The following is a 19915-nucleotide window of genomic DNA, read 5'->3' as shown; positions in this document are numbered from 1 at the left end:
TCCGTCTCTGCCGCGGGCGCGGGCCCGCCGCCCTACGACAGGACGCCCCCCGCTCGGCGGAGGGCGTCCCAAGTGGCGGTACGGGCGCGCCTGTTCAGAGCCGGAACAGCCCCGGGTCGGCGACGACGACGTCGAGGAGGACCGGGCCGTCGGCGGTCAGGGCGTCCTTGAGCGCCGCGCGAAGCCCCTCGGGCTTCTCGATGCGTTCGCCGCGCACGCCGAAGCCGCGGGCGAGCTGGGCCATGTCGACGCCGCTCAGGTCGTAGCCCTTCTGCCAGGACTTCTGGTCCTGGAGGTAGTACTTCAGGGACAGGTAACCGGCGTTGTCCGGGATGACGAAGGTGACCGGCAGGTTGTGCCGCGCGGCCGTCCACAGCGAGTGCAGCGTGTACTGGGCCGACCCCTCGCCCACCACGACGACGGTACGGACGTCGGGGCGGGCCAGCGCGTAGCCCACCGCGCCGGCGAACGGGAAGCCGAGCGCGCCGCTGGCCGTGGCGAAGTAGCCGTTGTCGGCGCCCAGCGGGATCTGCTCGTGGAAGTCGGCCCGGGCGATGGGCAGTTCCTCGAACAGGACCGCGTCCTCCGGCAGTTCCTGGGAGAGCAGGTGGAACAGATAAGCCTGGCTGAGGGGTTCGGAGGCCTCGGGCACCGGGACGGGTTCGCGCACCGGCGTCAGGGCGACCCGCTCGTGCTGGGTCACCAGCGGCACCAGGCCCTCCACCACGGCTCCCGGCGGCGCCACGAAGCTCTGTCCGGCCAGGGTCGCGGCCGCCGCCTCCGGGTTGTCGGTCACGTGCAGGAAGCGGACCGACTCCGGCAGCGCGGGCCGGGCGCTCTGGTCCGGATCGGCCGGGTTGGTGGAGAACAGGTCCCAGGCGGTGAACAGGGTGAAGGCGGGCGCGCCGAGGACGACGACCACGTCGTGCTGGGCGGCCAGCCGCTCGTTGATCAGCTCCGGGATGGGCGGCAGCACACCGGCGAACAGCGGGTGGTTCTCAGGGAAGCTGCTGCGCGGCCAGACGGGGCTGCCCCACACCCGCGCGTTGAGCTTCTCGGCCAGGGCGACCAGCGCGCCGCGGGCGCCCTGCGCGTCCACGGTCGGGCCGGCGATCAGCCCCGGCCGCTCGGCGCCGTTCAGCGCCTCGGCGATCCTGGCGAGGACGGCGGGGTCGGGCACGACGGCGCTCTCCACGCTGGCGACCCGCACCGGCTCCGGGCCGGCCGGACGGATCCAGTCGTCCTCGGGAACGGCCACGAACACCGGTCCCTGCGGAGCCTGTCGGGCGATGTGGTAGGCCTGCGCGATCATCCCCGGGATGTCCTGCGGCCGGGCCGGCTCACCGGCCCACTTGATGTACGGCTTGGGCAGCTGGGTGGCGTCCTTGGCGACCAGGAACGGTTCGCCCAGCAGCATCTTGCGGGCCTGTTGCCCGCCGAGTATCACCATCGGGGTGTGCGCGGAGGCCGCGGTGTAGACGCTGCCCATCGCGTTGCCCAGTCCCGGCCCGCCGTTGATGAGGACGAGCGAGGGCTCGCCGGTGGCCTGGGCGTAGCCGTCGGCCATGCCGACGACGCTGGCCTCCTGGAGGCCCATGACGAAACGGAACTCGTCCTCGGGCCAGTACTCGAACAGCTTCATCTCGGTGTGGCTGGGGTTGCTGAAGACGGTGGTCAGGCCCAGCTCGCGCAGCACGTCGAGCGTGGCCTCACGCACGGTGCGGGAGGCGCTTGCCTCTTCGGTCACGGTGATCAGTCTCCTGGGTCGGTTGTGGTCGGGTCGAGCGACGCCACCGCGCTGAAGACGTGGTCCGGGTCGTATCGGTCCTTCGTCTTCAGCAGTCGGTCGGCGTTCGGGCCGAAGTGGGCCACGGTGCGCGGGAGTTCGTCCGCGCCGAGCAGATTGGGGTAGCCGCCGGGCAGTGCGTGCTCGGAGAGCCGCTGCGACACCTCGCGCGCCCAGCGCCGGTGCTTCTCCCCGTCGTCGGCGGGCTCCCAGCAGGCGGCGATCTCGATCTGCAGGTGGTCCCGGCGGGTCGCGAAGGGCGTGTCCGTCTCCGGCACCCGGCTCGCGGCGCCGTGGAAGTGGTGCACGTAGAGCCCGGACAGGGGCGAGGTGGCCTCGTGCGCGGCGCCGGCGAGGATGTCGATCACCTCGTCGGTCGGCTCGGCCACCGAGCGGGTGCCCATCTCGGTGGGCCGCCCGTCGACGACCGCCTGGTCGAACATGCCGAGGACGTTGGCGTAGTCCATCGGGCAGACCCGGCCGGCCAGCGGTTTGCCGATCGCGTCGAACCGGTCGGCGAGGTCGCGGCCCTGTTCCAGCTCCCCGCACCACACCGGCAGCAGGAAGATCAGCGGGCGGCCGTCGGGGCCGCCGAAGAAGCCGGTCAGGACGGTGAGTTCGTCGGGCGCGTCGGCGATGATGTCGCGGTGGCCGCGCAGTACGTCGACGGCCCGCTCGGCCGGGTGCAGGATCATCCCGGACAGCACGGTGCCGATCGGGTGCACCCGGCAGCGCATGGAGGTGACGACGCCGAAGTTGCCGCCGCCGCCCCGCAACGCCCAGTACAGATCGGGGTTCTCGGCCGCGTTCGCGGTGACGGCGCGGCCGTCGGCCAGGACGACCCGGGCCTCGATCAGGTTGTCCACGGCGAGGCCGTGCCGGCCGGCCAGCAGTCCGTAGCCGCCGCCGAGCAGGAGCCCGGTGACGCCGACGGCCTTGACGGTGCCGGTGACGGGCGCGAGCCCGAAGGGGCTGGTCGCCCCGAGGACGTCACCGGCCCGGGCGCCGCCCTGGAACTGGACGGTGCGGCCGGCCGGGTCGACGGTGACCGCGCGCATCTCGGAGAGGTCCAGGACCAGGCCGCCCTCGCGCACCGCGCGGCCGGCCCAGTCGTGGCCGCCGCCGCGTACGGACAGCGGCAGGCCGTGGTGCCGGGCGACGCGCACGGCGTGCACGACGTCCGACTCGTCCGCGCAGCGGACCACGGCCGCCGGGCGCCGGTCTATCGCGCCGTTCCAGACCTGGCGCGCGCTTTCGTACGCCGAGTCCCCGGCGACCAGCACGCTGCCGCGCAACGCGGTGCGCAGGGCGCGTGCGGCGGCTGCCGTCGCGGCGGATGGGTGTGACATAGCCATGGGTCCACCACTGTTCTTCGCGATTGGTCTTCGCGATCGGCTAGGACTCGACGAGGGCGTAGCGTCCCGGCTGGACCGTCCGGACATCGACGGCGGCCAGGAAATCCTGGGTCTCGGGGGCGGCGAAGAAGACGCCGATGGTGGCCTCGGCCTCCTCGGGGGAGCGCCACTCCACGACGACGAGATACTCTCCCTCGCCGCTCAACGCGGTGCGCCGGCTGAGGAAGCCGGGGCGCGGTTGCATGTACTCCTTCTCCATCGTGCGGTTGATCTGCTGGAACTCGGCGTCGTCGACGCCTTCGCGCAGCTTGAACCTGATGGTCTCCACGACGGTCATCTCGGTGCCTCTCCGCTGGGTGGGGTCGTGTTCAGTCGGCGAGCCGCAACTGCCCGTACTTCAGCGGCCGGTTGAAGACGGGACTGTCCATCTGCTGGCGACGGCCTCCTTCGGCGAGCGACCCGGTCTCCACGGGCGCGAAGCCGATCTCGTCGATGAGGCCGGCGACGATCCGGACCGCCTCCCGGTCGTCCCCGGCGACGAACAGCGCGGTCCTGTCCTTCCGGGCCGCGCCGGGCCGCCCGCGGTCGAGCAGGTAGGTGTAGTTGAGGGTGTTGACGGCCTTCACCACCCGCGCGCTCTTGGCGTGTTCGGCGATCCGCTCGGACGAGGTGAGCGCCCCGGACTGCAGTGCCTCGTCGGCTCCGTCGCGGCCCGGTACGTAGTTGGTGGTGTCGACGAGGACCTTGCCGGTCAGGAGGTCGGCCGGCAGGGTGCGGTACCCGTTGAACGGGATGGCCAGCACCACCACCGGGTCGCCGAAGGCGACGGCGTCCTCGACGGTGGCCGCGCGGGCCCGGGGGCCCAGCTCGGAGACGAGTGCGGCGAGCGACGCGGGGCCGCGTGTGTTGGAGACGGCGACCTCGTGCCCCGCGCGGACGAACAACCCGGCCACGGTGGCGCCGATCTCGCCGCTGCCCACAATCCCGATCCTCACGTGCGTGTCCCTCTCCTCGGTCGTGCGCTGGTCCCCCGGTTGCGGTCGTGCTCGGCGGCCTCAGACGTAGGCCGCGCCTCCGTCCACGTCGAGGACGACTCCGGTGACGAAGGTGGCGGTCATCAGATAGGTGGCGGCGGTCCCGAAGTCCTCGGGGCTGCCGACCCGCCGCACGGGGGCGGTCCGGGCGAACTCCCCGAAGATCTGCTCCCGTTGGGCCTGGGGCACCGACGACCACATGTCGCTGTCGGTCAGGCCCGGCCGGATGGCGTTGACCCGCAGCGGCGCCAGCTCGACCGCCAGCGCCCGGGCCAGCGCCTCCACGGCCGCGAACGCGACGGTGACGGCGGCGCGTCCCGGCGCGGGCTTGACCGCCAGGCCGCCGGTGCCGAACAGGATGGAGCCGGCGGAGGTGTCGCGTTTCATCCGCAGCGCGGCCTCGCGGGCCGCCGTCCACGAACCCCACAGCTTCCCGTCGGCGAGCCCGCGGGCCTGCGCCGCCGGGGTGTCGAGGAAGGCGCCCCCGGCGGAACCGGGGGACGCCGTGATCACCAGGTGGTCGAGCCGGCCGACCCGGTCGAAGAGCCCGCGTACGGAGTCCTCGTCCGCCAGGTCGCACGGCTGCGCCGTGACGGAGCCGGGCGCGGTGACGCCGGCCGCGGCGAGTTCGCCGGTGATCCGGTCGCGGGTGACCTCCAGCCGGGCCGCGTCACGGGAGGCGATGACGACGTCGGCGCCCTGTGCGGCGGCCGACCGTGCCACCCCCATCCCCATGCCGCTGCTGCCGCCGATGACGACGACCGTGGTGCCGCGCAGCGTCGACGTCTCCTGGAATCCAGTGCTCATGTGTGCTGTCCTCGTGTGTCGCGGTGTGGTTCGCAGTTACGTTGATCAGTGCTGGTCGACCGGGCGGTTGTACGCGTACGAGGAGTTCGCCGCCTCGTCGGGTACGAACTCGGTGACGACGTCCTGGGCCGCGTGGATGTTGACCATGCGGGCCCGGCCCGGGCCGAGGTTGGTGAACTTGTGGGGTACGCCCGCCGGGACGACGCATATGTCGTCCGGGGTCGCGTCGATCTCCTTGCCGTCCGACTCAAGCCGCACGGTCCCCTCGACGATGATGAAGATCTCCTCGTAGGGGTGGAGATGGCGCGGCGGGCCGGCCGCGGCCGCGACGTCGACGATGAACGCGGAGACGGTGGCGTCCGGGTACTTGCTCGCGTTGAAGATGTAGGCGGCCACCTCGCCGTTGATCTGGACGGTGGGCAGGGTGTGCCTCTTGACGATCTGCATGGCCGTGTCCCTCCGGGGGTTCAGCTGTTCTCCGAGCCGACGATCCAGTGCTCTTGGACCGCCATCTGATGGAGGTAGCGGGGCTGGACGAAGGTGACGAGGTTGGACTGCGCCTTGATGTACTCGGCGGAGGAGGTGGCCTCCTCCAGCGCGGCGAGGCTGTCGAAGGACAGCAGGTACGCCGCGTCCAGGACGGCCTCGCCTATCGCGTAGGCGCCGTCCCGCATGAAGCACTGCAGGTAGCGGCGCAGGCCGGGTACCTGGAGCGTCAGTTCGGCCTGTTCGCCGAGGCTGGTGCGGCGGAACTCCTCGACGGTGGCGCCCTCGGCGCGCTTGACCAGGAGGACCAGCTTCACGCCCTCCTCGGGTGCCGGGTGGTCGCCGGCGCGCAGGACGTGGGCGTCGGTGTCGAGCACGACGGTGCGCCAGAAGGCGGCCCACTTCGGTTCGTCCAGGCGGGCTCCGTCGAGGAACTCCGGGGTCTGCAGGGAGGCCAGCTGGTCCTCGTCGTTCTCCAGCCAGATCTCCGCGATGCCGCTCCACAGCGGGTCCTCGGGCTCGGGGCCGAAGGGGATGCGGGTGTCGACCGCGTACTTCTTGATCTGGGGGATCTTGCTGGCGTACTGCACGGCGTGGACGTCGACCCAGTAGTCCTGGAACTCCTGCTCGGTCATGCCGGGTTTGGGGTGCGCGAAGATCAACTGGTGGATCATGGCGGTCTCCTGAGGGGCGCGGTGGTCAGACCTTGTAGGCCTTCTTGACGTCTTCGGCGAAGCCGAGGTAGTCGCGCAGCGGCCAGACCTCCTCGAACTCCAGGTACTCGCGCATCGGCAGCCTGCCGAGCGCGGTCCGGTCGAGTTCCTCGGCGTTCGGGGCGTCGATGATCCCGATCACCATCTTCTTGGCGGCGACCTTCCACAGGCCGACGGCGAACCCGGAGTCGAGGGTTTCCTGGGCGTGTTCGGCCTCTTCGCGCTCGACCTCCCACAGTTCGTCCAGGGTGATCCGTCCCTCGTGCTTCCAGCGCATCTGGACGTAGAACAACATGGCGGTTCCTTAGGGGGATGTGGCGGTCAGGCCGCGGCGAGTGCCGCGATCCGCCGGGTGGTGGGGTCTTCCTCGCCGAAGACCTCGACGGCCAGGTCGAGCGGGGTCTTGCCGTCGTGGCCGACCAGGTCGAGCCGGGCGCCGGCGTCGAGGAGCGCGGCCACGCAGTCGGCGTAGCCGTGCCACAGGGCGTCGTGCAGGGGGCTGTAACCGTTCGTCGCGCCTTGGAAGTTGAGATCGATACCGTCGTGGGCGACCAGGTCGGCGGTGATGCCGGCGTGGCCGTTGTAGACGGCCTTGTGCAGCGGTACGGCGCCGAAGCAGGGCTCGACGGCGTTGATGTCGGCGCCCGCGGCCAGCAGCAGCCGGACGATCTCGGCGTGACCGTCGCGGGAGGCGACGAGCAGCGGGGTGTGGGCGTCGTTGAAGCCGTTGAGCATGGGGGCGCGGGCGTCCACCTCGGCGCCGGCGGCGATCAGTTCGCGCGCCTTGTCGGTGTCCCCGGCGGCGACGGCGGCCATCAGGGGCTGTGCCTCGACGGCCGATGCGTCGTGCTCGCGGCGCTCCTTGAGCAGTTGCTCGGCGCGCAGGAGCTTGTCCTTGCCAAAGGTGTTGACGTTCAGCTCGTACGCGAAGTGCTCCTCCATGGAGAAGCCGTAGTGCGTGTGGAGCTTGAGTCCGGCGCCGCGCTCCAGCAGGTACTCGACGAGGTCGGGGTACTTGTACCAGAGGGCGTCCATCAGCGCGGTGTGCCCGGTCGTCGGGGACACGGCGTCCACGAACGCCCCTGCCTCGACGAGCAGTTGGGCCACCTTGAGGTCGCCGCCCTGGCAGGCCTTGTGCAGCGCGGTGGCGCCGGCCCGGGTGTCGGTGGTGTGCACGTCGGCGCCGGCGTCGATCAGCACACCGGTGGTGACGGGGTCTGCCTGGCCGGCGGCGATCATCAGCACCGTGAGCCCGGAGGCGCTGTCCCGGGTGGACGGGTCGGCGCCGGCCGCGAGGAGCCGCCGTACCTCCTCGGTCCGGCGATCGCGTACGGCGGCGATCAGTTCGGTGCTCATGAGCCGTCGTCCTCGGGGGCGTCGCCGCGCAGGGCGCGGATGATCGTCGAGGGGTCGGTGTGCGACTCCCAGCGGACGATCCGGCCGTCGCGGACGGTGAGCCAGTGGGTGAAGGTGATCTCGAAGACCTGGCCGGTCTCCTTGACCCGCGAGACCTCGTAGATGACGCCGGCGGCCTTGTCGCCGTCGACGGCGAGGTCGAGCAACTCCTCGGAGATCACGTCGCACTGGCCGGCGAAGACGCCCACGCTGGCGGCGACGTCGTCGCGGGTGTGGAAGGTGCCGATCCACTTCATGTCGTCGTTGTAGCCGGGCACCACGCGGTAGTTGATCCACTCCACGTCGTCGGCGAGGACCCCGAGCGCGGTGGGGAAATCGCCGCCGGTGAGGGCGGTGAACCACTGCTTGGCCACGTCCCGGGTCTGCTCGGTGAGCTCGCTGTGCTCGCTCATGTCGTCTCCTTGTGGCTGTCCCCGGAGCTGTCGGTGCCGTCCGAGGAGGTCATGATCTGCTGGTTGCCGTCCGCCCACAGGGTCGTCATCACCACGCCGGCGATCCGCCAGCCGGCCGTGGCGCGGGTCAGGTCGAAGCGGTAACGGCCGCCCAGCGTCCAGGTGGGGGCGCCGTAGGGGTTGGGCAGCAGATGGGTGGCCTGGAAGTGCGCCGTCAGCACCGCGGTGTCGCCGTCGACCTCGGCGATCTGGTTGCCGATCAGGTGCTGGGTGGCCCGGAGGTGCCCGAGCCCGGCCGCCCAGTCGGCGATGATCCGGTCCGCGGGGAGCGTGACGGGGGTGCCGCCGTTGAGGCTGGTGTAGTCCAGCGTCACCTTCTCGGCGAGGACGGCCGGCAGGGCGTCCCAGCGCCGCAGATCGACGTACCACAGCATCCTGGTGCAGGTCTCGATCACGTCGAGACGGTCTTCCGCGGAACTCATGGGGCAACTCCGTCGGGTAGTGCGGGGTATGTCCGTCACGACGCTAACGACGCACCTCAGCGGGGTTGTCGGAGGCGCGGGGGCGCTCGCCCGACTGTGCGAGGTCCGATCAGGCACTACGTCAGTTCACGGACCGGGCGGTGGTTCAGATGCTCTTCAGGAACCCGCCGTCGACGATCCACTCGGCGCCGTTGGCGTTGGGGGCCTTGCGCGACACGAGGAAGGTCACGACCGCGGCGATCTCCTGCGCCGTCGTGTTCTGTCCGGTCGAGCTGCCGAGCATGTCCGGCACCTGTCCCAGCACCTCGTCCTTGGGGAGCCCGGACTGCTCGGCCATGGTGTCGGCGATGCCGCCGGGACCGGTCCAGGCGTCGGTCATCACCGGGCCCGCCGCGACCGTGTTGACGCGCACGCCGCGCGGTCCGAACTCCTCCGCGAGCGCCTTGCCGAGGTTCAGCAGCGCCGCCTTGGCCGCGGAGTAGTCGACCACCACGCCGACCGGTGTGTGGGCGTTGGTGGAGCCCAGGCTCACGATCGAGCCCTGGCGCTCGATGATGCTGGGCAGCGCGGCCCTGGTGGTGCGGACCGCGGTCATCAGGTTCAGGTTCAGCGCCTCCTCCCAGCCCTTGTCGTCGACGGACAGGAAGCCCTGCGGCCGGGTGTACGGGAAGCCCAGGTTGTTCACCAGGATGTCGATGCCGCCCAGGTCGGACAGGGCGAGGTCGACCAGTTCCGCGGGCCCGCCCTCGGTCGCCAGGTCCACGGAGTGGACGTACGGCGTCACCGCCCGCAGCTCCTCGCTGACGTTGCGGGCTCCGCCGACCACCTGGGCGCCCTCGGCGACCAGGCTCCTGGCGATCTCCAGGCCGATCCCCCGGCTGGCTCCGGTGATCAGCGCGGTCTTGCCCTCGAGATCCAGCTTCATGCCGTGTTCCTCTTTCCTCTCGTGCCGCTCGTGCCGCCGGTGCGTGCCGAGATCAGGGCGAGACGCCCTGCGGGTCCGGTTTCCTGGCAACGTAGCCACGGCGGGCGGGGGTGGAACGCGGTCATGCGGCCGTGGTCCGTACTGCGTCACAAGGGCGCTCCGGCCCCGTGATCTGGCTTCTCACTTGACGCAGTGTCATGCGGTGTCTGACTGAATCCGCCGGCCGCCCGCGGGTCCGGCCACGGAGCGACGCACCTGGTCGGGAGGGTGGGATCGCTTCTGCAGCGACCCGAGAGGAGGTCCCCATGGTGAACGTCACCGGCGGGTACTACAGGTGGACGACGTCCGGCGAGGACGACGGCTGGGGTCTGGTCGGTATCGGATAACGCGGCGATGGAGAATCCCAAGAGCATGCGTATGGGTGCGGTGTTCCCGCATCTGGAGATCGGCGCGGACCCCGGCGCGGTGCGCGCCTGGGCCGAGGCCGTGGAGGAGATCGGCTTCCGGCACGTGGTCGCCTTCGACCATGTGCTGGGGGCCGGCACCGATACCCGGCCGGGGTGGTACGGCTACACCCACGAGGACCTCTTCCACGAGGTGTTCGTGCTGTTCGGCTATCTGGCCGGGATCACCACCACTCTCGAACTCGCCACCGGCGTCCTGGTGCTGCCGCAGCGGCAGACCGCGCTGGTGGCCAAGCAGGCCGCCGAGGTCGACGTCCTCAGCGGCGGCCGGCTACGGCTCGGTGTCGGCATCGGCTGGAACAAGGTCGAGTACGACGCCCTGGGCATGCCGTTCGCGCACCGGGGCGCCCGCAGTGCCGAGCAGGTCGAGCTGATGCGGGCGCTGTGGGCGGAGCCCACCGTCACCTTCCGCGGGCGCTGGGACCGGGTGGACAACGCCGGGATCCTGCCCCGGCCGGTGCGCGGCACGATTCCGGTGTGGTTCGGCGGGAACGCCGAGCCGGTGCTGCGCCGGGCCGGCGAGATCGGCGACGGCTGGCTGCCGCAGCGCCCGCCGGACGAGACGGCCCGGGCCATGGTGGGCCGGGTGCGCTCCTACGCCCTGGCCGCCGGGCGCGATCCGGCCGAGCTCAGCTTCGAGGCCCGGCTGGTGCTGGCCGAGGTGCCGGAGCCCAAGTGGCCGGACTTCGTGGCGGGTTGGCGCGACCTGGGGGCCACCCACCTGTGCGTGAGCACGATGGGCCTGGGCCTGGCCACCGCCGACGACCACATCCGGATGCTGCACAGCACCCTGCGCGATCTGGGGCCCGTGGCGGGGAGATGAGCGCTGCGGCGACGCCGCCGCCGGCCGCTCCCCCGCCGACCGTGCCCCTATCGCCCGTACTCCTCGGCGAGGAACCGGATCGTCTGGTCGACGAAGACCCGCATCTCGCGGGTGAGGTTCTTGCCGCGCCGCCAGGCGAGCTGGGTGAAGACCTCGAAGGGGATCTCCCAGTCGAGTTTGACCAGCAGGCCCGCGTCCAGGGCGTCCTGGACGGTGGCGGTGGGCAGCAGGCTGATGCCCAGGCCCGCGGCCACCCCGCGCTTGATGGACTCGCTGGTGCCGAACTCCAGGAACGGCAGCGCCTCTCCGGTGCCGTCGTTCAACTCGGCCTCGAACAGCTCGCGGTAGGCGCAGCCGGCCTCGGCGGAGATGACCTGGGTGCGGCGCAGCTCCTCCGTGGTCACCTTGGGCAGCCGGGTGAGCGGGTGGTCGGGGGCGGCGACGACGCTGAGCGGTTCGGAGCCGAGGACCTCGGTCTGCACGCCGGGATGGCTCGTCTCGGCCTCCATGAGGAAGCCCATGTCGAACATGCCCTGGCGCAGCGCGTGACAGGTCTCGGCGCACAGGCTGGGCCGCAGCACGATGTGCAGGGCCGGATAGCGGTGGTGGAAGAACTCCAGCAGGGGCGGCATGCGATAGGAGGTGATGGACTCCATCGAGCCGACGGTGAGCACGCCGGCGGGGTCGCCGGTGCCGACGGTGGCGCCGCGCGCCTCGCCGGCCAGGGCGAGCATCTGCTCGGCGTAGGGCAGGAGCCGCTGGCCCGCCTCGGTCAGTTGTATGCGGCCGCCGAGGCGGTCGAAGAGGTCCACGCCGAGCGACATCTCCAGCCCTTTGATCTGGCTGGTGACGCTGGATTGTGCGTACTTCAGCTCGGTGGCCGCCTTCGAGAAGCTCAGCAGCGTGGCCACTTTGTGGAACGCCGCCAGCTGCCTGATATCCATGGTCCACTCCCTTTATGGGTCGACACCGGATGGATTTCTCGTGCCAGTTCTCTGGTACCGGTCCTACGGTGCCGTTTCTCTTTCCAGGAGAACACCGGGCCGTACGGGAACGCCATGTCCCCGGGATGTCACATTGCGGCCAACGGCGTCATTTAGCGGCCAAGTCGGTGAGGTCGGCGTCGAATTCGGCGTCGGAAAGCAGGCCCTGACGGCCAATCATGAGGCCGGCCTGGAATCGGCTCACGGCGCCCATTTCCTCCATGATCGCGGAGATGTGGCGGCGGCAGGTCCGGGTCGCCATGCCGAGCCGGCGGGCGATCACCTCGTCCTTCAGGCCGAGCGCCATGAGGCGGATGATGGACATCCGTACCTCCTCCGCGAGCTGGTGGTACTCGTCGGGCCTGACGTCGGCCGCCCAGGGGCGGCCGACCTGCCACACGGCCTCGAAGGACCGGCAGAGGTAGGCGACGAGGGTGGGTTCGGTGACGACGGCGGCGCCGGGGGGCCGGCTGTCCGGTCGCTCCTTGGGGATGAAGGCGACCTTGCGGTCGTAGACGATGAGCCGCTCGGAGAGGTCCTCGACGGTGCGGACCTCGGCGCCGCGGCGGGTGATCTCCTGCACGTAGGTGCGGGTGGCGAGGCTGGTGCGGGCGGTGTGCTGGTACAGGATGCGTACCCGCACACCGCGGCGCAGCAGTTCGAGGGTGTGCTCCCGGTCGGCCTCCAGGAGTTCGGGGGGCCGGCCGCCGCCGGACTGCAGGCTCATGCGCTCCTCGCCGCAGCCGTAGCGGGCGCGGTCGATCTCGCGCCGCACCTCCTCGAAGTCGTCGAGGACGGTGATGGGCACCTCGTCGGCGGTGCCGTCGCGCCGGGTGCGGTAGGTGGCGGCCAGCGAGCGCAACTCCTGCTGGATCCGGGCGATCTCCCGGCGGCGCCGGGCGACCGCGACCTCCAGCGGGGTGACGAGTTCGGCCTCCGCGACCTCGGGGTCGAGCGGGACGACGGGCCGGCCGGGCAGGTCCGGGCTCAACAGGCGCAGTTCCTGAAGGGCCTTGCGGATCCGGGTGACCGCGCCCGGCTCGGCGCCGAGTTCGGCGGCGATCTCCTCGTCCTCGAACCGCCCGTGGTCCAGGGCGATTTCGTACGCCCGGACCGCGAGGTCGCCCAGAAGAGGAATGCCGTCGGACAACTCATCACCCTTCCCCGTCACTTCGCCCGGCCGCGGCGGGCGCGTGGGTGTGCCTTTTCCACCCTAGGACACCGGGGCCGTCCCGAAGTCCTGCCACCCGTCCGCGCATTCGACAACGTCATCTCGGGGGCTCAGTAGTGCACGCGCCGGTCCTCCGGGGTCGCGCGGTAGCGCACGCTCCACAGGTTGCGCCGTATGTAGGTGCGCTGCAGCCACCGGTCCCGCCCGTCGTAACGGGTCTGGAACACGGAACGGGCGTGCACGCCCTTGCGGTTGTTGATGAGCAGGGCCTGGCCCGGGCTCAGCCGGACCTCGTCGGCGGCCACCCGGCAGGCCTGCCGCAGCGCCTCCAGGGCCGCCGTCGCGCCGCGGGTCAGCGGACGCGTGCCGTTGGCGGAGACGGCGATCTCCGGGAACCGGGCCGCGCCGCTGAGGATCGGCACCGGTTCGGAGAGCACCTCGTCGCCCTCGGCGATGTCCCGGGTGTAACTGCCGGGCGCGTTCAGCCGGAACAGCGGGCTGCGCAGGGTGTCGACGACGCTGTCGGGCAGCGCCGCGCAGATCGCGCGGGCGTCCGCGTAGTACGTGACGGCGTCGTCGTCGGGTGCGCCGCGCAGACAGTTGAGCACCAGGAAGTCGGGGTTGGCGAGGTCGTAGCGGCCGATGGCGTCGTAGGTGATGTCGCTGTGGAAGTTGAGGAAGACCGCGGAGCCCTGGTTGGTCTGGGCGTGCGCTCCCTCCGGCATCGGGACGACGTCGTGGACGATCCGGCCGTCCTTCTCCGTCAGGACGCCGATCGGTTCGCCGAGCAGTCCGGTGAGGCCGAGCAGCACCCCCTCGGCGACGAAGCTGGTGCGGCCTGTCGCCGGTCCGCCGTCGGCCGGGGTCGGCGGCAGCTCCGCGTCCCGCGGCAGATTGCGGACGAGCATCAGACCGGGCGCGTCGTTGTGCCGGCCGAAGTCGATGATCTGTTGCAGCAGGGGGGTGGGCAGGTCCGCGAAGGCCTGGTGGTAGCGGGTCAGCGCGCGGTCGACGTCGGCCGCCGGGTCGGGCAGCGGGCGCAGCCGGGCGCCGAGGGCGTCGCGGACGTGATCGGGCAGCGCGAGGTCGGCGAAGGTCAAGGCGTCACACTCCGGCGAGTTGCGGCTGCGGGGCCGCGGGGCCCGCGCTCGGCAGGTCGATGGTGTCGTGCAGTCGCTGGGCCAGGTGCAGGGCGTCCTCACCGTCCCCTGCGATGTGGGTGACGACCTTGGAGCCGCGGATCTCGGCCACCGGAACCCCCACGTACGTACCGGGTTTGAGGTTCTGGCGGCGCTGCACCTCCTCCAGGTCGACGAACCCGCCCACCACCGCGACCCAGGGCTTCTCGGTGAGCCGCACGGTGTCGATGCCGGCCGCGTGGAAGAGGCCGTGCGCGATGTCGGCGGCGTCGTCGGAGTCGTAACCGAGCACCACGGAGCGCTGGTTGAAGACGATGGCGGTGAGCTGGTTGCCCTCACGGCTGATCGTCGTGCCCTGCGTGAACGGGGCACGGTTGTAGCGGCAGACGATCTCGATGTTGTGCCGCAGGGCGAGTTGGACCGCGCGCCGGTGCAGCACCTTGGCGCCGTACAGGGACATCAGCGCGGCCATGTTGAAGGAGACGTGCGGCAGCATCCGCGCCCCGCGCACCAGGTGCGGGTCGGAGGTGTAGATGCCGTCGACGTCGGAGTGGATCTCGCAGGCGCTGCCGCCGGAGGCGCGCGCGACGGCGATCGCGGACAGGTCGGAGCTGTTCTTGCCCAGCCAGGTGGGCCGCCGCTGGGCGTCCACGGCCTGTCCGCCGGGCACGACCACGACCTCGTACTCCTGGAGCGTGCGGCTGAGCGGTCCCGGGTCGGTCTCGATCACCCGGGCCCACAGGAACGCGGAGTTGGTGATCAGCCCGACCTGGTGGCCGGCCAGCACGGTGGCACTGCGGCCCCTGCGGTGCAGGGCGGTGGCCAGCAGATGGGCGCTGATCAGGTCGGCGGTGGCGAGCATGCCGGCCGAAGTGGCGTCCTCGGGGTGCACGTTGACGTCGTGCAGCCGGCCGCGCAGTTGCTCGGTCTCCCCCTGCATGGCGCTGACCACGACGGCCAGCCGGCGTCCCTCGGTGTCCAGCCGGCGTTCCAGACCGGCCGCGAGGTCGTCGTAGGAGGAGTGGGAACGGAAGGTGGAGCCGCCGAACTTGAGAATGGCGGTGTCGCTCACAGCAACCCCCGGTCGAGGACGTACTCGGCGATCTGAACGGCGTTGAGGGCGGCCCCGATCCGCACGTTGTCGGCGACCAGCCAGAGCCAGAAGCCGCGCGGATTGTGCGGGGCGACCCGGATGCGGCCGACGTGGACGTGGTCGGGCTCGCCCGCGGTGCGCGGGGTCGGGAAGCCGCCCGGCGTGTCCTTGTCGTGCACGGTGACCTCGGGCAACGCGGCCAGCCGCCCGACGAGTTCGGCGCGGTCCACGGGTTCCGTGGCCTCGATCCAGACGGCCTCGGAGTGGGAGTTGACCACGGGCACGCGGACGCAGGTGGTGGTGACGTCGAGGTGCGGCAGGCCGAGGATCTTGCGGGACTCCTGGAGCATCTTCTGCTCCTCCATGGTGAACCCGGTGTCCAGCAGCTTGTCGATGAAGGGGACGACGTTGAAGGCGAGCGCCGGCTTGAAGCGGTCGGCGGGGAGTTCGGCGTCGGGGTCGCTGAGCGCGAGGGCGCTGCCCTCGCGCAGTTCCGCGATGCCGTGCTGGCCCTGTCCCGAGGCCGCCTGGTAGGTGCTGACGACGACCTGGCGGATGCCCCAGCGCTGTTCGACGGTCTGCAGCAGCCGCACCAGCGGGATGGTCGAGCAGTTCGGGTTGGCGATGATCCCGCTCGCCGGGCGCCCCGCCAGCAGGACGTCGGCGTTGACCTGGGGCACGACCAGCGGGGTGTCGGGGTCCATGCGGAAGGCGTTGGTGTTGTCGATGACCAGGGCGCCCTGCGCGGCGGCGGGCCGGGCCCACTTCTCGCTGACGGAGGTGCCCGCGGAGAAGAACGCCAGGTCCACGTCGGTGAAGTCGAACCCGTCCAGGTCCTCTACGACCTGGGCGCGGCCGTCGACCTCGACGGTGCGGCCGGCCGAGCGGGCGGAGGCGGCGAGCCGGACGCCGCGATGGCGCAGTCCGCGTGAACTGATCAGCTCTATCAGGGTGTTGCCCACGGCGCCGGTGGCGCCGGCGATCGCGATCCGCGGGGCCGCGGGGTCGCTGACGTAAGTCATCGGGGTTCTCCGATCCGGGTGAGCGCGGCAGGCGATGTGTCGTCCCGAGAGGGGCGGCGCCCGAAGGCCGGCAGCAGGTGCCAGCCGAGGTTCACGCCGAGGCCCGCCAGGACGATCAGCGGGATGCCCAGGGCCTGGAGCAGTGAGATGTGGTGGCCGTAGACCGTGAAGTCGACGAGGATCGCCACGGCCGGGTAGACGAAGGACAGCACCGCGATCCTCGCGGTGGGCAGCTTCTGGTACGAGGCGTAGAGCAGGATGTACAGCAGGCACGTGTGGATCACGCCGAGCCCGACCAGCCAGCCCCAGTCGGCGCCGAGTCCGGCGGTGCGGCCCAGCGCGGTGAACGGCAGCAGCAGCGGGATGCCGACAGATGCCTGGGTGAACGCGGTGATCTCGGGGCGGATGGACGTCAGGTGCTTGGCGATGACGGTGGCGAAGGCGTACAGCAGCGCGGCGAGCAGGGCCTGCCCGACGCCCAGGAGGTAGGTGCCGCCCTTGTCGCCGGTGGCCGAGCCGAGGTCGGCGACCAGGACCACGCCCGCGAAGGCGAGCAGGATCCAGCCGGCCTGGTGGCGGTCGAGGCGCTCCTTGAACAGGATCAGGCCCAGCAGCACGACGTAGAACGGCTGGGTGTGGTAGACGACGGTGGCCACCGAGATCGACGTCTTGCTGTACGCGCTGAACAGCAGCACCCAGTTGAAGACGATGCACACGCCGCCGAGCACCGCGAGCCCGAAGGTGCGGCGGGTGAAGTTGTGCGTTTTGAACAGGCCGCGGGCCAGGCAGTACGCGCCGAGGGCCAGGGCGCCGAAGACGCAGCGGAAGAAGACCACGTTGAAGCTCGGCTGGCCCGACTCCAGGACGAAGACGCCCAAGGTGCCCGACAGGACCATGGCGGCGGTTAACTCCAACGCCCCTCTGGTCTGCTGTCGGTTGGCGGGAGTGGTCACGGTCGGTACCTCGTCTCCGGTCGCGTGTGGGGGTCAGTGCAGGGGCACGGCGTAGTGCAGACCGCCTCTGGTCCACAGCTCGTTGGGGCCGCGGGGCACGTCGAGCCCCGAGGTGTGGCCGAGGTTGCGCTCGTACAGCTCGGCGTAGCTGCCGACGGCGTCCAGGACCCGGGCCGCCCAGGCCTCGTCGAGGCCGGCCGCGGGACCGTGCCGGCCGGCCTGGCGGGCGACGGCGGCGCGGCCGGGGCGGCCGTCACGGTGGGTCTCGTACTCGGCGGCGAACAGGAGTTGCAGGACCCAGCGGCAGACGCGGAACCAGCGCGGGTCGTCGTCGCGCACGACGGCGGCCATGGGTTCGCGGGAGATCTCCGCGGGCAGGATGCGGTGCGCCCCGGGGTCGGGCAGGGTGCGGCGGGCGCCGGCCAGGGCGACCTTGTCGAGGACGTACGCCGCGCAGTCGCCGGCCGCGTAGGCGTGCAGGGCCTCCTGCGGGTCGCCGAAGACGACCGGGGTGACCGAGAGGCCGCGCGGCCGGTACCAGGCGGTGAGGTTGATCGGGGTGGTGGAGCCGGCGTGCACGGCCAGGCGCTGTCCGGCGAGGTCGGCCGGGTCCTCGACACCGGAGCCGGCCGGCACCAGGAAGCCCTCGCCGTCGTAGCAGGTGACGCCGGCGAACAGCAGCCCGTGCGCGGCCTCGCGGCCCATGGTCCAACTGACGTTGCACACCGTCACGTCGGCCTCTCCGGCGGCGAGCCGGGTCAGCCGGGCGGCGGAGTCGGCGGGCCGCCAGTCGACGGCCTCGGCGTCGTCGAGCACGGCGGCGGCGAGCGCCCTGGCCACGTCGGCGTCCAGGCCGGTCCAGCGGCCCTCGGCGGTGCACAGCGACAGCCCCGGCTGACCGCGCGAGACCAGCGCCCGTACGGCGCCGCGGGCGCGGACCTCGGCGAGGGTGTCGACGAACGGGAGCACGGGCGGCACGACCGGACTCGTCGGCGTCAGCGGCGACATGGGCGTCGGGCCGTTCATGCCGCGCTCCGCAGCAGGGAGCCCGCGATGTCCTCGCGGTCGTAGCGGCGTTCGTTGTGGGAGAGCATCCGCGTCAGGCGGGCCGCCGTGAGGGGGGCCGCGGCCATGGCGTCGGTGCGGGGCACCCGGACGGGCATGCCGCCGGCGCGGGACCAGGCCAGCATGCCGCGTTCGTCGATGACGGCCCTGGACTCGCCCGCGTTGTCCCGGTGCAGACAGTAGGGGACGTCCAGGACGCCCCGGGCGAAGGCCGCGACGAGGGCGGAGCCGACGGTGCGGCCCAGTTCGAGGGTGGCCGCGAGCAGCGTCCTGGTCTCCTCCAGGAGACCGGTCTCGGCGGGCGGCGGGCAGTGCGCGGTCGCGCAGTCGGCGGCCTCCTTGGCGCCGACTGCGGCGGCGAACTCCAGTGCCTCCACGTTCTCCTCGACCGCGGGGATGCGCCGCGCCTCGGCGGGCGTCTTGACGATGAGCCGCTCGGTGCCGCTGTGCACGGCGAGCCGCACGCTGTCCTCCAGGAGTCGGAAGGAGCCGACGGGGGTGCGCGGGAAGACGCCCATGTACGTGTAGAGCGTCACGTGCCAGTCGATGTCGGCGAGGTGCTCGGCGGCCAGCGAGCGCAGGGCCGCGAGGGCCTCCAAGTCCTGGCCGAGGTGGACCTGTTGGGCGTAGCTGAGGGAGACCGAGGGCAGTCCGTGCTCGCGGAAGAACATCCCCTCCAGGACGCTGAGCGCCACCAGCAGGGAGGGCGGGCAGAGTTGGCCGAGCATGCAGCCGCCGAAGGTCTCCAGGTGCATGGGATCGGGCGCGGCGGCGGCGAGTTCGCAGCAGCGGGCCCAGTTGTCGGTGGCCTCCGGCAGGGGTACACGGCCGTAGGGCAGGCAGTAGGAGACGGGGCCGCCCTCGGTGGCGTCGACGCCGGCCGCGACCATGATGCGGAACAGGCCCAGCGGCAGCGGGGAGCCGTGGCGGACCTGGACCGGGAAGTTCCGGGAACTCACCTCGTCCAGCAACTCCCGTACGGCGCCCACCCCGTGGGCCGCCAGCGGGAAGCCGTTGAGCTCGTCACCGGCGCGCAGGGCGCGGCGCGCGGAGTCGAAGTCCCCGACGCGGGTGTAGCTGTCGAGGGTCACGGTGCCGACGGTGGAGGCCCGGCAGTCGCGTACGGCGGTGAGGCCTGCGCGCATGCGGTCGAGCGGGCCGAAGCCCATCCGGGGCTGGACGACGAGCACGCCCGCCCCCGCCGCGGTGCGCACGAAGTCGGCGAACCGTGACATCAGCGTGCCCCGGCCGCGACCGCGGGCTCCCTGGGCGCGAGATTCCCGGCCAACGTCCGCAGGAAGGCGCCGAAGTCGGCGAGCATCCGGGCGACCGGCGCCTCCGACTCGTTGAACACCGCGTTGAAGCCGGCGTCGAGCAGGCGCTCGCCGAACCCGTCGTCGCCCCCGCGCACGCCGAGCTTGCCGCCGATCACGACGGGCAGCAGGGCGAGTTCGGGATCCCGCCGGATCGCCCGGATCAGCCGGAGTCCGTCGAGGTGGCCGTGCCCGTTCACGGTGCTGAGGACGACGAGGTCGGGCCGGTCGGCACCGCGGCAGGCGTCCATCACGGTCGCGTCCGGGGGGCACACGCCGAGATTGGTGACCTCGTGCCCCGCCTCTTCGAGGAGCAGCTGGAGAAACACCAGGTTCCACATGTGCGCGTCGGACGAGACGCTGGAGACCACGACGCGCAGGGAGCCTACGGGCATCGGGGTCCTAATCGGGTATTCAGACATACCCCTCACTCTTCGAATCACCCGGGGATATGTACAGGCTTATCCGAGCGGAAATACAGAAAGGGCCGATC

Annotated in this window: 22 protein-coding genes; 1 reads left to right on the top strand and 21 read right to left on the bottom strand. The window is 71.5% G+C overall.

Going from position 1 to position 19915, the window contains the following annotated elements; genetic code table 11:
* Nucleotides 1-94: 94 nt before the first annotated feature.
* The 12 genes from mdlC to M2283_RS20880 form a co-directional block, all read right to left on the bottom strand.
* Entirely contained in the window at nucleotides 95-1747 is a 1653-nt protein-coding gene (mdlC, locus tag M2283_RS20935) for a benzoylformate decarboxylase (RefSeq protein ID WP_280877841.1), read from the bottom strand.
* A 5-nt stretch (nucleotides 1748-1752) separates the two neighbouring features.
* Complete coding sequence (locus M2283_RS20930) at nucleotides 1753-3135, bottom strand: FAD-binding oxidoreductase (protein ID WP_280877840.1); 1383 nt, start codon at nucleotides 3133-3135, stop codon at nucleotides 1753-1755.
* A 46-nt stretch (nucleotides 3136-3181) separates the two neighbouring features.
* Nucleotides 3182-3478, bottom strand: a complete 297-nt coding sequence (locus tag M2283_RS20925; protein WP_280877839.1) for an antibiotic biosynthesis monooxygenase family protein — start codon at nucleotides 3476-3478, stop codon at nucleotides 3182-3184.
* Between the two features lie 31 nt (nucleotides 3479-3509).
* Entirely contained in the window at nucleotides 3510-4136 is a 627-nt protein-coding gene (locus M2283_RS20920; RefSeq protein ID WP_432423105.1) for an NADPH-dependent F420 reductase, read from the bottom strand.
* 60 nt (nucleotides 4137-4196) lie between these two features.
* Complete coding sequence (locus tag M2283_RS20915; protein WP_280877838.1) at nucleotides 4197-4982, bottom strand: SDR family oxidoreductase; 786 nt, start codon at nucleotides 4980-4982, stop codon at nucleotides 4197-4199.
* 45 nt (nucleotides 4983-5027) lie between these two features.
* The gene (locus M2283_RS20910) at nucleotides 5028-5429 is read right to left on the bottom strand and encodes a cupin domain-containing protein (RefSeq protein WP_280877837.1); all 402 of its coding nucleotides are present in this window, start codon (nucleotides 5427-5429) and stop codon (nucleotides 5028-5030) included.
* Nucleotides 5430-5449: 20 nt separating this feature from the next.
* Nucleotides 5450-6142 carry an EthD domain-containing protein gene (locus M2283_RS20905; RefSeq protein WP_280877836.1) on the bottom strand — a complete coding sequence of 231 codons (693 nt, stop codon included), beginning with the start codon at nucleotides 6140-6142 and terminating at the stop codon, nucleotides 5450-5452.
* A 25-nt stretch (nucleotides 6143-6167) separates the two neighbouring features.
* A complete protein-coding gene (locus M2283_RS20900; protein ID WP_124002651.1) occupies nucleotides 6168-6476 on the bottom strand; it encodes a muconolactone Delta-isomerase family protein in 309 nt (102 codons plus the stop codon).
* A 26-nt stretch (nucleotides 6477-6502) separates the two neighbouring features.
* On the bottom strand, nucleotides 6503-7537 hold the full coding sequence (locus M2283_RS20895) for an ankyrin repeat domain-containing protein (RefSeq protein WP_280877835.1): 1035 nt from the start codon (nucleotides 7535-7537) through the stop codon (nucleotides 6503-6505).
* A complete protein-coding gene (locus tag M2283_RS20890; RefSeq protein ID WP_280877834.1) occupies nucleotides 7534-7989 on the bottom strand; it encodes a nuclear transport factor 2 family protein in 456 nt (151 codons plus the stop codon). The genes M2283_RS20895 and M2283_RS20890 overlap by 4 nt, the downstream gene beginning before the upstream one ends.
* A complete protein-coding gene (locus M2283_RS20885; RefSeq protein ID WP_280877833.1) occupies nucleotides 7986-8471 on the bottom strand; it encodes a nuclear transport factor 2 family protein in 486 nt (161 codons plus the stop codon). The genes M2283_RS20890 and M2283_RS20885 overlap by 4 nt, the downstream gene beginning before the upstream one ends.
* Nucleotides 8472-8616: 145 nt before the next feature.
* Nucleotides 8617-9396, bottom strand: coding sequence for an SDR family NAD(P)-dependent oxidoreductase (locus M2283_RS20880; protein WP_280877832.1), 780 nt, complete (start codon nucleotides 9394-9396; stop codon nucleotides 8617-8619).
* A 393-nt stretch (nucleotides 9397-9789) separates the two neighbouring features.
* Between M2283_RS20880 and M2283_RS20875 the strand changes: the two genes are divergently transcribed.
* Nucleotides 9790-10683, top strand: a complete 894-nt coding sequence (locus M2283_RS20875) for an LLM class F420-dependent oxidoreductase (protein WP_280877831.1) — start codon at nucleotides 9790-9792, stop codon at nucleotides 10681-10683.
* Nucleotides 10684-10730: 47 nt separating this feature from the next.
* Here M2283_RS20875 and M2283_RS20870 read toward each other — a convergent pair whose 3' ends face one another.
* From M2283_RS20870 to M2283_RS20830, 9 genes are all read right to left on the bottom strand, one after another.
* Complete coding sequence (locus M2283_RS20870) at nucleotides 10731-11627, bottom strand: LysR family transcriptional regulator (protein WP_124002647.1); 897 nt, start codon at nucleotides 11625-11627, stop codon at nucleotides 10731-10733.
* Between the two features lie 148 nt (nucleotides 11628-11775).
* A complete protein-coding gene (locus M2283_RS20865) occupies nucleotides 11776-12816 on the bottom strand; it encodes a LuxR C-terminal-related transcriptional regulator (RefSeq protein ID WP_280877830.1) in 1041 nt (346 codons plus the stop codon).
* A 131-nt stretch (nucleotides 12817-12947) separates the two neighbouring features.
* Nucleotides 12948-13937 (bottom strand): TauD/TfdA family dioxygenase, encoded by a 990-nt coding sequence (locus tag M2283_RS20860; protein WP_280877829.1) that lies wholly within the window; start codon nucleotides 13935-13937, stop codon nucleotides 12948-12950.
* 4 nt (nucleotides 13938-13941) lie between these two features.
* Nucleotides 13942-15048, bottom strand: coding sequence for an aspartate kinase (locus M2283_RS20855; RefSeq protein ID WP_280877828.1), 1107 nt, complete (start codon nucleotides 15046-15048; stop codon nucleotides 13942-13944).
* Complete coding sequence (locus tag M2283_RS20850; protein WP_280877827.1) at nucleotides 15045-16091, bottom strand: aspartate-semialdehyde dehydrogenase; 1047 nt, start codon at nucleotides 16089-16091, stop codon at nucleotides 15045-15047. The genes M2283_RS20855 and M2283_RS20850 overlap by 4 nt, the downstream gene beginning before the upstream one ends.
* Nucleotides 16088-17044, bottom strand: a complete 957-nt coding sequence (locus tag M2283_RS20845) for a DMT family transporter (protein WP_280877826.1) — start codon at nucleotides 17042-17044, stop codon at nucleotides 16088-16090. Before M2283_RS20845 ends, M2283_RS20850 begins: the two co-directional genes overlap by 4 nt.
* 33 nt (nucleotides 17045-17077) lie before the next feature.
* A complete protein-coding gene (locus M2283_RS20840) occupies nucleotides 17078-18070 on the bottom strand; it encodes a transporter substrate-binding domain-containing protein (RefSeq protein ID WP_280877825.1) in 993 nt (330 codons plus the stop codon).
* Complete coding sequence (locus M2283_RS20835) at nucleotides 18067-19344, bottom strand: methylaspartate mutase (RefSeq protein WP_280877824.1); 1278 nt, start codon at nucleotides 19342-19344, stop codon at nucleotides 18067-18069. Before M2283_RS20835 ends, M2283_RS20840 begins: the two co-directional genes overlap by 4 nt.
* The gene (locus M2283_RS20830) at nucleotides 19344-19817 is read right to left on the bottom strand and encodes a cobalamin B12-binding domain-containing protein (protein ID WP_280877823.1); all 474 of its coding nucleotides are present in this window, start codon (nucleotides 19815-19817) and stop codon (nucleotides 19344-19346) included. Before M2283_RS20830 ends, M2283_RS20835 begins: the two co-directional genes overlap by 1 nt.
* Nucleotides 19818-19915: the final 98 nt, after the last annotated feature.

The organism is Streptomyces pseudovenezuelae, from assembly GCF_029892565.1.
Lineage (GTDB): Bacteria > Actinomycetota > Actinomycetes > Streptomycetales > Streptomycetaceae > Streptomyces > Streptomyces pseudovenezuelae_A.
This window is presented reverse-complemented; position numbering and strand designations above follow the sequence as displayed.